Source organism: Lelliottia sp. 7254-16 (assembly GCF_002922995.1).
Classification (GTDB): Bacteria; Pseudomonadota; Gammaproteobacteria; order Enterobacterales; family Enterobacteriaceae; genus Enterobacter; species Enterobacter jeotgali.
The window spans coordinates 33,595-46,865 of sequence record NZ_PQVS01000019.1; the positions used below are offsets into that span (position 1 = coordinate 33,595).

The 13,271-nt window shown below is 55.5% G+C and carries 12 protein-coding genes; 10 read left to right on the top strand and 2 right to left on the bottom strand.

The window, feature by feature from the left end:
* Nucleotides 1-146: 146 nt before the first annotated feature.
* From fadI to sixA, 3 genes are all read left to right on the top strand, one after another.
* Entirely contained in the window at nt 147-1,457 is a 1,311-nt protein-coding gene (fadI, locus tag C3708_RS20200) for an acetyl-CoA C-acyltransferase FadI (protein ID WP_103950075.1), read from the top strand.
* On the top strand, nt 1,457-3,604 hold the full coding sequence (gene fadJ, locus C3708_RS20205) for a fatty acid oxidation complex subunit alpha FadJ (protein WP_095282798.1): 2,148 nt from the start codon (nt 1,457-1,459) through the stop codon (nt 3,602-3,604). The genes fadI and fadJ overlap by 1 nt, the downstream gene beginning before the upstream one ends.
* Before the next feature lie 210 nt (nt 3,605-3,814).
* A complete protein-coding gene (gene sixA / locus C3708_RS20210; RefSeq protein ID WP_095282797.1) occupies nt 3,815-4,300 on the top strand; it encodes a phosphohistidine phosphatase SixA in 486 nt (161 codons plus the stop codon).
* Between the two features lie 45 nt (nt 4,301-4,345).
* On the opposite strand, the gene smrB is transcribed toward sixA, so the two are convergent.
* The gene (gene smrB, locus C3708_RS20215; RefSeq protein WP_095282796.1) at nt 4,346-4,897 is read right to left on the bottom strand and encodes an endonuclease SmrB; all 552 of its coding nucleotides are present in this window, start codon (nt 4,895-4,897) and stop codon (nt 4,346-4,348) included.
* A gap of 157 nt (nt 4,898-5,054) precedes the next feature.
* Here smrB and prmB point away from each other — a divergent pair, with 157 nt between their 5' ends.
* The 6 genes from prmB to C3708_RS20245 all read left to right on the top strand — a co-directional run bounded on the left by prmB (nt 5,055) and on the right by C3708_RS20245 (nt 9,606).
* Nucleotides 5,055-5,987, top strand: coding sequence for a 50S ribosomal protein L3 N(5)-glutamine methyltransferase (gene prmB, locus C3708_RS20220; RefSeq protein WP_103950076.1), 933 nt, complete (start codon nt 5,055-5,057; stop codon nt 5,985-5,987).
* Between the two features lie 61 nt (nt 5,988-6,048).
* Nucleotides 6,049-7,134 (top strand): chorismate synthase, encoded by a 1,086-nt coding sequence (aroC, locus tag C3708_RS20225; RefSeq protein WP_095282794.1) that lies wholly within the window; start codon nt 6,049-6,051, stop codon nt 7,132-7,134.
* A 2-nt stretch (nt 7,135-7,136) separates the two neighbouring features.
* Nucleotides 7,137-7,961, top strand: coding sequence for a penicillin-insensitive murein endopeptidase (gene mepA / locus C3708_RS20230; RefSeq protein WP_103950077.1), 825 nt, complete (start codon nt 7,137-7,139; stop codon nt 7,959-7,961).
* Nucleotides 7,961-8,770: a sulfite exporter TauE/SafE family protein gene (locus C3708_RS20235; protein WP_095282792.1), complete on the top strand. Its 810-nt coding sequence runs from the start codon at nt 7,961-7,963 to the stop codon at nt 8,768-8,770. Before mepA ends, C3708_RS20235 begins: the two co-directional genes overlap by 1 nt.
* Nucleotides 8,770-9,318, top strand: a complete 549-nt coding sequence (locus tag C3708_RS20240; RefSeq protein ID WP_095282791.1) for an elongation factor P hydroxylase — start codon at nt 8,770-8,772, stop codon at nt 9,316-9,318. The genes C3708_RS20235 and C3708_RS20240 overlap by 1 nt, the downstream gene beginning before the upstream one ends.
* A 9-nt stretch (nt 9,319-9,327) precedes the next feature.
* Nucleotides 9,328-9,606 (top strand): YfcL family protein, encoded by a 279-nt coding sequence (locus C3708_RS20245; protein ID WP_100779413.1) that lies wholly within the window; start codon nt 9,328-9,330, stop codon nt 9,604-9,606.
* 198 nt (nt 9,607-9,804) lie between these two features.
* On the opposite strand, the gene mnmC is transcribed toward C3708_RS20245, so the two are convergent.
* A complete protein-coding gene (gene mnmC, locus C3708_RS20250; protein ID WP_199184174.1) occupies nt 9,805-11,817 on the bottom strand; it encodes a bifunctional tRNA (5-methylaminomethyl-2-thiouridine)(34)-methyltransferase MnmD/FAD-dependent 5-carboxymethylaminomethyl-2-thiouridine(34) oxidoreductase MnmC in 2,013 nt (670 codons plus the stop codon).
* Between the two features lie 157 nt (nt 11,818-11,974).
* On the opposite strand from mnmC, the gene fabB reads away from it, so the two are divergent.
* Nucleotides 11,975-13,192, top strand: a complete 1,218-nt coding sequence (gene fabB, locus C3708_RS20255; protein WP_095282788.1) for a beta-ketoacyl-ACP synthase I — start codon at nt 11,975-11,977, stop codon at nt 13,190-13,192.
* Nucleotides 13,193-13,271: the final 79 nt, after the last annotated feature.

Sequence of the window (13,271 nt, forward strand, 5' to 3'; positions counted from 1 at the left end):
CTCTGCTATGCAGGGGCATTTTCTTTTTCTTCTCTGTGCCTTACCTCGCAATTTTTTGCTTCCCCGATTGGCTCAATGTAAAAATATGGTTAAAACTGTTATCAGGTCAGACCACTTTGCGCATAGGTTATTTACAGGGGACTGTTATGAGTCAGGCATTACCGCTCGTCACCCGTCAGGGTGATCGCATTGCCATTGTCAGTGGATTGCGTACTCCGTTTGCACGTCAGGCGACGGCATTTCACGGAATACCGGCTGTCGATCTGGGGAAAATGGTGGTGGGGGAGATGCTGGCACGCAGCGAAATACCCCCTGAGGTTATCGAACAGCTGGTGTTTGGGCAGGTGGTTCAAATGCCCGAAGCGCCCAACATCGCCCGCGAAATCGTGCTCGGCACCGGCATGAACGTCCATACGGACGCCTACAGCGTCAGCCGTGCCTGTGCGACCAGCTTCCAGGCCGTCGCCAACGTGGCGGAAAGCCTGCTCACCGGGACTATTCGTGCGGGCATTGCGGGCGGGGCTGACTCCTCGTCCGTTCTGCCAATTGGCGTCAGTAAAAAGCTGGCTCGCGTGCTGGTAGACGTCAACAAAGCTCGCACGATGGGGCAGCGCCTCAAACTTTTCTCACGTCTTCGCCTGCGCGATCTCGCGCCTGTGCCGCCTGCGGTTGCGGAATACTCTACCGGCCTGCGAATGGGCGATACCGCCGAGCAAATGGCAAAAACGTACGGCATTACGCGCGAACAGCAGGATGCGTTGGCGCATCGTTCACATCAACGCGCGGCGCTGGCGTGGTCAGAGGGCAAACTCGCCGACGAAGTCATGACGGCCTACATTCCGCCATTTCGTGAGCCTCTCGTTGAAGATAACAACATTCGCGGGAACTCAACGCTAGCGGATTATGCAAAGTTGCGTCCGGCGTTTGACCGCAAACACGGTACCGTTACAGCGGCGAATAGCACGCCGCTCACCGACGGTGCGGCAGCAGTGATCCTGATGACGGAGTCCCGCGCTAAAGAGCTGGGTTTGGTTCCGCTGGGTTATCTGCGCAGCTATGCATTCACCGCTATCGACGTCTGGCAGGACATGCTGCTGGGGCCGGCATGGTCTACTCCACTGGCGCTCGAACGCGCCGGATTAACGATGGCTGATTTAACCCTGATCGATATGCACGAAGCCTTTGCCGCACAAACGCTCGCGAACCTGCAACTGTTGGCCAGCGAACGCTTTGCCCGCGACGTGCTGGGCCGCGCTCATGCCACCGGCGAAGTGGACGAAAGCAAATTTAACGTGCTGGGCGGCTCCATCGCTTACGGCCACCCGTTTGCGGCTACCGGCGCACGTATGATCACCCAAACGCTGCATGAACTTCGCCGTCGCGGCGGCGGTTTTGGTCTGGTTACCGCCTGCGCAGCGGGTGGCCTGGGTGCGGCGATGGTTCTGGAGGCTGAATAATGGAAACGACTTCCGCTTTTTCCCTGAAAGTCCGTCTGGACAATATCGCCGTCGTCACCATCGACGTGCCGGGCGAAAAAATGAATACCCTGAAAGCCGAGTTTGGCGTTCAGGTGCGCGCTATCCTCAAGCAAATTCGTGAAAACAAAGAGATTCGCGGCCTGATTTTTATTTCCGCGAAACCCGACAATTTCATCGCAGGTGCGGATATTAATATGATCGCCCGCGCCAATAGTGCGATGGAGGCCGAAGAGCTCGCTCGTCAGGGACAGCAGATCATGGCTGAGATCCACGGATTGCCGATCCCGGTGATCGCGGCGATCCACGGCGCGTGTCTTGGCGGCGGTCTGGAGCTGGCGTTGGCCTGCCACAGCCGAATTTGCACGGATGATGGGAAAACCGTACTCGGCCTGCCTGAAGTGCAGCTTGGACTGTTACCGGGTTCAGGGGGAACCCAACGTTTGCCGCGCCTGATTGGTGTGAGTACTGCGCTGGAGATGATTCTGACCGGTAAACAGCTGCGCCCTCGTCAGGCATTAAAAGCCGGGCTGGTGGACGAAGTGGTTCCGCACTCGATTCTGCTGGAAGCGGCAGTTGAGCTGGCGTTAAAAGGGCGTCAGGCCAGTCGTCATTTGCCGGTACGTGAACGTATTCTGGCAGGGCCGCTTGGGCGCGCGCTGCTGTTTAATATGGTTGGCAAGAAAACCGAGCAAAAAACCAAAGGCAACTACCCGGCGACCAAACGTATTCTGAGTGTAATTGAAACCGGTCTGTCGCAGGGCAGCAGCAGTGGCTATGCGGCAGAGGCCAAAGCCTTTGGTGAGCTGGCAATGACGCCGCAATCTCAGGCGTTGCGCAGCATTTTCTTTGCCAGTACCGACGTGAAAAAAGATCCTGGAAGTGATGCTTCTCCTGCGCCGCTCACTGCCATTGGTGTGCTCGGCGGTGGGTTGATGGGCGGTGGAATTGCATTCGTGACAGCCAGCAAAGGCAAATTGCCGGTACGTATTAAAGACATCAATCCCAAGGGCATCAACCATGCCCTGCAATACAGCTGGCAGCACCTTGATCAAAAGGTCAAACGCCGCCATATCAAAGCCAGTGAACGCGACAAAGAACTGGCGCTGATTTCCGGCACCACCGATTACAGCGGTTTTCAGCATCGTGATGTGGTGATTGAAGCCGTGTTTGAAGATCTGAATCTCAAGCAGCAGATGGTCGCGGAAGTGGAGCAGCACTGCGCGCCGCACACCATTTTTGCCTCAAACACGTCGTCGTTGCCGATTGGCGATATTGCGGAGAAAGCAGCACGCCCGGAGCAAGTAATCGGTTTGCACTTCTTTAGTCCGGTCGAAAAAATGCCGCTGGTGGAGGTTATTCCCCATGCATCAACCAGCGCACAAACGGTGGCAACGGTGGTGAAGCTCGCTAAGTTGCAGGGAAAAACGCCGATTGTGGTGGCCGATAAGGCCGGCTTTTACGTCAACCGTATTCTCGCGCCTTATATTAATGAGGCCATGCGGCTGCTGACCGAAGGCGAGAAAATCGATCACATCGATGAAGCTTTAGTGAAGTTTGGTTTTCCTGTCGGCCCAATCCAACTTTTGGATGAGGTTGGAATAGACACAGGCACTAAAATTATACCTGTGTTAGAAGCGGCTTATGGAGAACGTTTTAGCCCGCCTGCAAACATTGTTTCTACGATCCTGAATGACGATCGCAAAGGCAGAAAAAATGGACGCGGCTTCTATCTTTACGCAGTTAAAGGGCGTAAAAGCAAGAAACAGGTCGACCCCTCGGTTTATGGGCTTATTCGCGCCAGCGGCCAGGGGAAACTGTCAGCACAGCAATGTGCTGAGCGCTGCGTCATGATGATGCTCAACGAAGCGGCTCGTTGTTTTGACGAGCAGGTCGTTAGAAGTGCGCGAGACGGCGATATTGGCGCCGTGTTTGGCATTGGTTTTCCACCTTTCCTGGGTGGCCCGTTCCGCTATATGGATAGTCTGGGCGCGGGTGAAGTTGTGGCAATATTGCAGCGTCTGGCATCGCTTTATGGTCCGCGGTTTACCCCGTGTGAACCTTTAATGCGGATGGCAGAAAATAATCTGCACTTTTGGCCGACAGAGGAAACTGACCTCGTAACTTAAGGTCCAACAAGAGTATATCCAACGGTGAATGAACCTGTTTTGGTGATTTTGTAAACAGATATTGACTATACTTACACCATTAAGGTAAAAAACAGCGTTTCATTCATCAGATGGATCAGGCACAATGCCCGGCCATCGGGTTTTCTACCTTTTTTGCTGTTATAGCGGGTAGTCAACGCCGGTGATCCTGGTTAACAAAAGCGGTGCAATATGCAAGTTTTTATCATGCGTCACGGCGACGCGGCACTCGATGCTGCCAGTGACTCTGTTCGTCCTTTGACCACCTGTGGCTGTGACGAATCCCGTCAAATGGCGACCTGGCTCAAGGGCCAAAAAGTGGATATCGATCGTGTACTGGTGAGCCCTTTCCTGCGGGCCGAGCAGACGCTGGATGTGGTAGGGGAATGTATGAACCTGCCTAAAGGCGTGGATGTTCTTCCTGAACTCACTCCGTGCGGCGATGTGGGTCTTGTCAGCGCTTATCTTCAGGCGCTGTGCAATGAAGGTGTCGCTTCTGCACTGGTGATTTCCCATCTGCCGCTGGTCGGCTACCTGGTGTCTGAACTGTGCCCCGGCGAAACGCCACCGATGTTTACTACCTCGGCCATTGCTAACGTCACCCTCGACGAAAGCGGCAAAGGGGTATTTAACTGGCAAATGAGTCCGTGCAATTTGAAGATGGCAAAAGCTATCTGACGTGACGAATGATCTGGCGGGTAGCCTGTGCCACCCGCCTGCCTGTCAGGGCAGCTCCGGTGGCTGCCACTCTTCAACTTCAATCAACACCAGTAGCGCGGCATCTCCGCCGTATTCTTTTGGCGCCTGATGAAAAGCCATCACGTGTGGATGCTGAGCCAGCCACAACGGCGTTTGTTGCTTAAGAATATGCTTCCCGTGGCCGTGCATCACACAGGTGCAAAACACGTGCTCGCGACGACACGCCGCAATCAGCGCGCCCAATTCCTGCTTTGCCTGCATCTGCGTCAGACCGTGCAGATCGAGAAACAGCTCTGGCGAATAATCCCCGCGACGTAACTTTTTCAGCTCAAAATGGCTGACATCTTCCCGCACATATTTCACCGCGCCCTGGGTGTTCAGCAACGGCTGAAATTCGTCTGAAAAATAGTGGCTGTTATCGGCCTGTTCCTGCAGCAGCCGTTTCACTGGCACTTCGGTCACTTTTTTGCGGATCGGGCGGTGGACAATCGTGTCCTGAGTGATTTTGCGCGTCCCGCTCATGAGCTGGCGAAAGAGCGTCTGATCCTCCTCGCTAAGCGGCATTTTCTTTTTCATTAGTCCGTCTCATCTCTTATTTCCCTTAGTTTACCTGAGCGAGCCGCAAGCAAAACGCATTTTTTCACCTATCCCACGCCCTCGCAGTGCTGATTTATCGCCGTCTTCATGGCAAACTAGCCGCCGAAAATTAAGCAAGCATGCCCTGGAGAGAATAATGGATAAAATTTTTGTCGATGAAGCAGTAAACGAACTGCATACCATTCAGGACATGTTGCGTTGGTCCGTCAGCCGCTTTAGCGCCGCCAACATCTGGTACGGTCATGGTACGGACAATCCGTGGGATGAGGCGGTTCAACTGGTTCTGCCGTCCCTGTATCTGCCGCTGGATATTCCAGAGGACATGCGCACAGCACGTCTGACCTCCAGCGAAAAACATCGCATCGTTGAGCGCGTGATTCGCCGCGTTAACGAACGCATTCCGGTCGCTTATCTCACCAATAAAGCCTGGTTCTGCGGCCACGAATTCTATGTTGATGAACGTGTGCTGGTGCCGCGCTCACCGATTGGCGAGCTGATCAACAACCACTTCGCGGGTCTGATCGACCATCAGCCGCAACACATTCTGGATATGTGTACCGGCAGCGGCTGTATCGCGATTGCCTGCGCGTACGCCTACCCGGAAGCGGAAGTCGACGCGGTGGATATCTCCACCGACGCGCTGGCCGTTACCGAACACAACATCGAAGAACACGGTCTGATTCATCACGTCACGCCAATCCGCTCCGATCTGTTCCGTGACTTGCCAAAACTGCAATATGACCTGATTGTCACCAACCCGCCGTACGTTGATGCAGAAGATATGTCCGATCTGCCAAACGAATATCGCCACGAGCCAGAACTCGGCCTGGCGTCCGGGTCTGACGGCCTGAAGCTGACGCGCCGCATTCTGGCCTGTGCGCCGGATTATCTGACCGATGACGGCATTCTGATTTGTGAAGTCGGTAACAGCATGGTACATCTGATGGAGCAGTACCCGGACGTGCCGTTCACCTGGCTTGAATTTGACAACGGTGGCGAAGGCGTCTTCATGCTGACCAAAGTGCAGCTCATCGCCGCGCGCGAATACTTCAGCATCTATAAAGATTAATCCAACGGGCTTCGGCCCGTTTCACATTGCTCAAAAACAGAACAACGACAACGGAGCCGTGATGGCAGGAAACAGTATTGGACAATTATTCCGTGTAACCACTTTCGGTGAGTCTCACGGCCTGGCGCTGGGTTGCATCGTGGACGGTGTTCCGCCTGGCATTGAACTGACCGAAGCCGATTTACAGCACGATCTCGATCGTCGCCGTCCGGGGACCTCGCGCTACACCACGCAGCGTCGCGAGCCTGACCAGGTCAAAATTCTCTCCGGCGTTTTCGAGGGCCGCACCACCGGCACCAGTATCGGTCTGCTGATTGAAAATACCGATCAGCGTTCCCAGGACTACGGCGCGATTAAAGACGTTTTCCGCCCAGGACACGCTGATTACACCTACGAACAAAAATACGGTTTTCGCGACTATCGCGGCGGCGGGCGCTCTTCGGCGCGTGAAACCGCCATGCGTGTGGCCGCAGGCGCTATCGCTAAAAAATATCTGGCGCAGAAATTTGGCATCGTGATCCGCGGCTGCCTGACCCAGATGGGCGACATTCCACTGGCGATCAAAGACTGGGATCTGGTCGAACAGAACCCGTTCTTCTGCGCGGATGCCGACAAAATTGATGCGCTGGACGAACTGATGCGCGGCCTGAAAAAAGAGGGCGACTCCATCGGCGCGAAAGTGACCGTGGTGGCAGACGGCGTTCCGCCGGGCCTCGGTGAACCGGTCTTCGATCGCCTTGATGCAGACATCGCCCACGCGATGATGAGCATCAATGCGGTGAAGGGCGTTGAGATTGGCGACGGTTTTGACGTGGTGGCGCTGCGCGGCAGCCAGAACCGCGACGAAATCACCAAAGACGGTTTCCAGAGCAACCACGCGGGCGGCATTCTGGGCGGTATCAGCAGCGGACAGCAAATTGTGACCAACATTGCGCTGAAACCAACCTCCAGCATTACCGTTCCGGGGCGCACTATTAACCGCTCTGGCGAAGAAGTTGAGATGATCACCAAAGGGCGTCACGACCCGTGTGTGGGTATCCGTGCGGTGCCGATCGCAGAAGCGATGTTGGCGATTGTGCTGATGGATCATTTCCTGCGCCAGCGCGCGCAGAATGCGGACGTTACAGCCCCTCTTCCACGCTGGTAAACATGAAAAAAACCGCTATTGCTCTGCTGGCAATGCTCGCCAGCGGAGCCAGTCTGGCAGCCACCCCGTGGCAGAAAATTACCCATCCGATCGCGGGCAGCGCCCAGTCGATCGGCGCGTTTGCCAACGGTTGTATTGTGGGCGCGCAAGATTTACCGCTGCAATCTGATACCTATCAGGTGATGCGCACCGACCAGCGTCGTTACTTTGGTCATCCGGATCTGGTGCTGTTTATCCAGCGTCTGGGTAACCAGGTGCACAACCTGGGGATGGGGACGATGCTGATTGGCGATATGGGAATGCCAGCGGGCGGTCGCTTCAACGGTGGTCACGCCAGCCATCAGTCCGGTCTGGATGTTGATATCTTCCTGCAATTGCCGAAAACACGCTGGAGCTCCGCGCAACTGCTGAAACCGCAGGCGCTGGATTTAGTGGCGCGCGATGGCAAAAGCGTAGTGCCATCCCTGTGGTCGCCGGACGTTTCCAGCATGATCAAACTGGCTGCAAAAGATAACGACGTCACGCGCATCTTCGTGAACCCGGCGATCAAACAGCAGCTGTGCCTCGATGCCGGAACGGATCGCGACTGGCTGCGTAAAGTGCGCCCGTGGTTCCAGCATCGTGCGCATATGCACGTGCGTCTGCGTTGCCCGGCGAACAGCCTCGAATGTGAAGATCAGCCGTTACCGCCGCCGGGAGATGGCTGCGGAGCCGAGCTGCAGAGCTGGTTTGAGCCAGCAAAACCTGGAACCACCAAGCCTGAGAAGAAGACACCGCCTCCGTTGCCGCCTTCCTGCCAGGCGCTACTGGATGAGCATGTACTGTAATGGATAATTTCGTCGATCTGTTTATGGTGTCGCCGCTGTTGCTGGTGGTGCTGTTTTTTGTCGCGATGCTGGCGGGATTTATCGATGCGCTGGCGGGTGGAGGCGGATTGCTCACGGTGCCTGCGCTGCTGGCGGCGGGCATGAGTCCGGCTCAGGCGCTGGCGACCAATAAGCTTCAAGCCTGCGGCGGTTCGCTTTCCGCGTCGATCTACTTTATTCGTCGTAAAGTGGTCAGCCTTGCCGATCAGAAACTCAATATTCTGATGACCTTTATCGGCTCTACCAGCGGTGCGCTGCTGGTCCAGCACGTGCAGTCGGACATTTTGCGCCAGATTTTACCAATCCTTGTGATATGCATTGGTCTCTATTTTTTACTGATGCCAAAATTGGGTGAAGAGGACAGACAACGTCGCTTGCACGGCCTGCCGTTTGCCCTCATTGCCGGGGGTTGCGTCGGTTTTTACGATGGCTTCTTCGGCCCTGGCGCGGGTTCGTTTTATGCGCTGGCGTTTGTCACGCTGGCCGGTTTTAATCTCGCTAAATCCACCGCCCACGCCAAAGTGCTCAACGCTACTTCGAACCTCGGCGGTCTGCTGCTGTTTATTATTGGCGGCAAGGTGATTTGGGCGACCGGCTTTGTGATGATGGTCGGGCAGTTTTTAGGCGCGCGCGTCGGCTCGCGTCTGGTATTGAGCAAAGGGCAACAGCTTATTCGCCCGATGATTGTGATTGTGTCGGCGGTGATGAGTGCCAAACTTCTTTATGACAGCCACGGACAGGAGATCCTCCACTGGTTGGGGATGAACTAATGAACAGTACGCATAAATATGAGCAGCTGATTGAGATCTTCGACGGCTGTTTTGCTGATGATTTTAATACCCGTCTGATTAAAGGCGACGACGAACCGATCTATCTTCCTGCTGATGCCGACGCGCCGTACAACCGGATCGTCTTTGCGCACGGCTTTTATGCCAGCGGTCTGCATGAAATTTCCCACTGGTGTATCGCCGGGAAAGCACGCCGCGAGCTGGTGGATTTTGGTTACTGGTATTGTCCGGACGGGCGTGATGCCACGACGCAAGGGCAGTTTGAAGATGTGGAAGTTAAACCGCAGGCCTTCGACTGGCTGTTTTGCGTGGCGGCAGGTTTCCCGTTCAACGTCAGCTGCGACAATCTCGAAGGGGATTGCGAGCCGGATCGCATTACCTTCCAGCGCCGCGTTCACGCGCAGGTGATGGAATATCTTGAGAAAGGCATCCCGGAGCGACCGGCGCGTTTCATCAAGGCACTACAGAATTATTACCACACGCCGGAATTAAAGGCGGAACTCTTCCCGTGGCCGGAAGATCTTAACTGAGGAAAGAAGATGATCGCAGAATTTGAATCACGCATTCTGGCGTTAATTGATGACATGGTGGAACATGCCAGTGACGATGAACTGTTTGCCAGCGGTTATCTGCGTGGTCACCTGACGCTTGCCGTTGCGGAACTTGAAGCAGGCGACGATCACTCACCTGAAGCGGTCCACGCTGAAGTGAGCCGTGGTCTGGAAAAAGCGATTCAGGCGGGTGAGCTTTCGCCGCGTGACCAGTCTCTGGTGCTGGGCATGTGGGACAATTTGTTCCAGCAGGCGAATCTGAAGTAAATGTTTTGCCCGGTGGCGCTGCGAGGTAAAAGCAAAACGACAACCTTTGGTTGTCGTTTTTAGTGTTTTCTCCCTCTCCCGTGGGAGAGGGCCGGGGTGAGGGCATCAGGCCGCACAAGGTAAAAGCAAAACGGCAACGCCAGTTGTCGTTTTTAATGTTTTCTCCCTCTCCCGTGGGAGAGGGCCGGGGTGAGGGCATCAGGCCGCACCCAGTTTAACTAACTTACCCTTCAATAATTTCCGTACCCACAGTCGATTCGGGTTCAGTCCTGCCAGCGTAACGCCGTCCATCGGGATCGGTTCTTCACTCATCTGCGAAGCCAGAATTTCTGCCGCCAGCGGGGCGGTACACAATCCGCGCGAACCCAGCGCACCGAGCATAAACAGGTTTGGATGCACAGGTGCACTGGCTGCTGATTCCTGGTTTTCAGCCAGATCCTCATAGGTGGTAAGCGTCGCGGCGTAATCCGGTACATTGCCAATCATCGGCAGATGATCGCGGGTGGCGCAGCGAATACCGCAGCGCGCATTCGCGTCGCTAACATCGACCTCTTTTACCCACTCCGCCTGCGGGAAGCAGTCGATCAGGCGCTGGCGGTTTTGCTGCTGATCTTCTTCGCTGTACTGAATTTCCGTCTGACCGCGATGATAGCTTGCGCCAATACAATGATGACCATTAGCCTGGTTTTGCGGTGTCAGGTAGCCGTCGTAGCACAGAACCTGGCGTAGTTTTTTCAGCTGGGGCGTCGTGGGAATATGGCTGACCTGGCCGCCAACCGGATACACCGGTAGATTTTCTGTCTGCGGGAAGTCGCCAATGCGATGACCGTTTGCCAGTACCAGGCTGGAATGCAGCGCTTCTGAGCCACTGCTAAAGCGCAGCTGCCAGCTGTCGTCCCGACGCTCGAACGACTCAAGTTGATAGCCAAAATGCACGGTCAGCCCCTGCGACTGCGCAAGTGTCATGGCTGCCGCCGTCAGCTCTGCCGGGCACAGCCAGCCGCCCAGCGGATAATGAATACCGCCGCATTCGGTTGGCAAACCGCTATTTTCCAGAACCTGCTGCGCATCCACTGCCGTGGCAATTTGCGCGGGCATTCCCATGCTCAGCATCTGGTCGATCTTGCGCTGGCTTTTTTCATCCCAGCCGAGCTGCGTCACGCCGCACCACTGATGGTCAAATTTCACCGGCAGGGCGTCGTACAGACGGCGGGCGAAGGTAAACGCCGCCGGGAAAAACTGGCTGAGCGCCGGATCGTGGGCGGTAAGAAGGGGATACAGCGCGCCCTGGCGATTGCCGGAGGCACCTGCGGCGGGCGCGGGATCGGCGCAGTACAAAGTCACCTGCCAGCCGCGCTGAATCAGAGCGAGCGACAACAATACGCTGGCAATACCGCCGCCAATAATCGCCGTTTCACGTTTTTCCGCGCCGCTGCGGGCAAACCACGGCGTGCGTGCAGGCTGAGTATTATCCTGTTCCATTACGCCCGTCAGCATTTCTCGCTTGCGGCCAAATCCTTTGGTTTTACGCATGGTGAAACCGGCGTCCTGCAAACCACGGCGCACAAATCCGGCGCAGGTAAAGGTGGCAAGCGTCGCACCAGGGCGGGCCAGTCGCGCCATCGCCGCAAACAAATTCTCGCTCCACATATCCGGGTTTTTCGCCGGGGCAAAGCCATCTAAAAACCAGGCGTCGACTTTCTGATTCAGTGAATCGTCGAGTTTATCCGTCAGATCGTTGATATCCCCGAGCCACAGATCGAGCGTCACTCGCCCATTGTCCAGCACTAAACGATGGCACCCGCCGATCGGCTGCGGCCACTGGGCCTGTAGCTGTTCGGCCCAGGCGCGCAGTTCCGGCCAGTGTTGATGAGCAAGCGTCAAATCCTGGGCGGTGAGGGGGAATTTCTCGAAACTGATGAAATGTAATCTTTGTAGCGTAGCGTCGGGATGCGCCTCGCAGAACTGATCAAACGCCTGCCAGAGGGTGAGGAAGTTTAATCCGGTGCCAAAACCGCTCTCCGCGACCACAAACTGGCTGCGCGGATGCACAGGGAAGCGGGCACTAAGCTGGTTACCGTCGAGGAAAACATAACGGGTTTCTTCCAGTCCGTTATCATTAGAGAAGTAGACATCGTCGAAATCTCGGGAAACAGGTGTACCCTCAGCATTGAACTCAAGGTTGGCGGGTTGTATGGCGTTTTGTTTCACGTAAGTTACTCGTCTGACAGGCAGTGGCACGATCTTAACGATGTGCGCCCGATGGTGCAAATTTCCACAGAAATTGGCTGATCGGACTTGTTCAGCGTACAAGTGTACGCTATTGTGCGACTCGAAACTTTACTAGTGTGAATGACAGAGGTATTGAATGAAACGTGCAGTGATTACTGGCCTGGGCATCGTTTCCAGCATCGGTAACAACCAGCAGGAAGTCCTGGAATCTCTGCGTGAAGGACGCTCGGGGATCACTTTCTCTCAAGAATTCAAAGATTCAGGCATGCGTAGCCACGTGTGGGGTAACGTCAAACTGGACACCACCGGTCTGATTGACCGTAAAGTGGTCCGTTTCATGAACGATGCCTCTATCTACGCTTACCTCTCAATGCAGCAGGCTGTTGAAGATGCTGGTTTGAAAGAAGATGTTTATCAGAACAATCCGCGCGTGGGCCTGATCGCAGGTTCCGGTGGTTCTTCTAAATCTCAGGTATTCGGCGCAGACGCTATGCGTAGTCCGCGCGGCCTGAAAGCGGTTGGTCCTTACGTCGTGACCAAAGCGATGGCGTCTGCAGTTTCTGCGTGCCTCGCAACGCCGTTCAAAATCCACGGTGTGAACTACTCCATCAGCTCCGCGTGTGCAACTTCTGCACACTGCATCGGCAGCGCGGTTGAGCAGATCCAGCTGGGCAAACAAGACATCGTCTTTGCTGGCGGCGGCGAAGAGCTGTGCTGGGAAATGGCGTGTGAGTTTGACGCAATGGGCGCACTCTCCACCAAATACAACGAAACACCAGAAAAAGCCTCCCGTACTTATGATGCGCACCGTGATGGTTTCATCATCGCTGGCGGCGGCGGTATGGTTGTGGTTGAAGAGCTGGAACATGCTCTGGCGCGTGGCGCACACATCTATGCAGAAGTTGTTGGCTACGGCGCAACGTCCGATGGCGCAGATATGGTTGCTCCATCAGGTGAAGGCGCTGTGCGCTGCATGAAGCTGGCGATGGACGGTGTTGATACCCCAATCGACTACCTGAACTCCCACGGTACCTCGACTCCGGTCGGCGACGTGAAAGAGCTGGGTGCTATCCGCGAAGTCTTCGGCGACAACAGCCCTGCAATCTCCGCAACCAAAGCGATGACCGGTCACTCTCTGGGTGCCGCTGGCGTGCAGGAAGCCATCTACTCTCTGCTGATGCTGGAACACGGCTTTATCGCCCCAAGCATCAACGTTGAAGAGCTGGATGAGCAGGCTGCTGGCCTGAACATCGTCACTAAACCGACTGAGCAGGCGCTGACGACCGTCATGTCTAACAGCTTCGGTTTCGGCGGTACCAACGCCACTCTGGTAATGCGTAAGCTGAAAGCGTAAGTTTTCCGCTGATGTGAAAAAGGAGCCTGAGGGCTCCTTTTTTTATGCGTTGACAATCGGTTGACTGAAAAGGCAAACT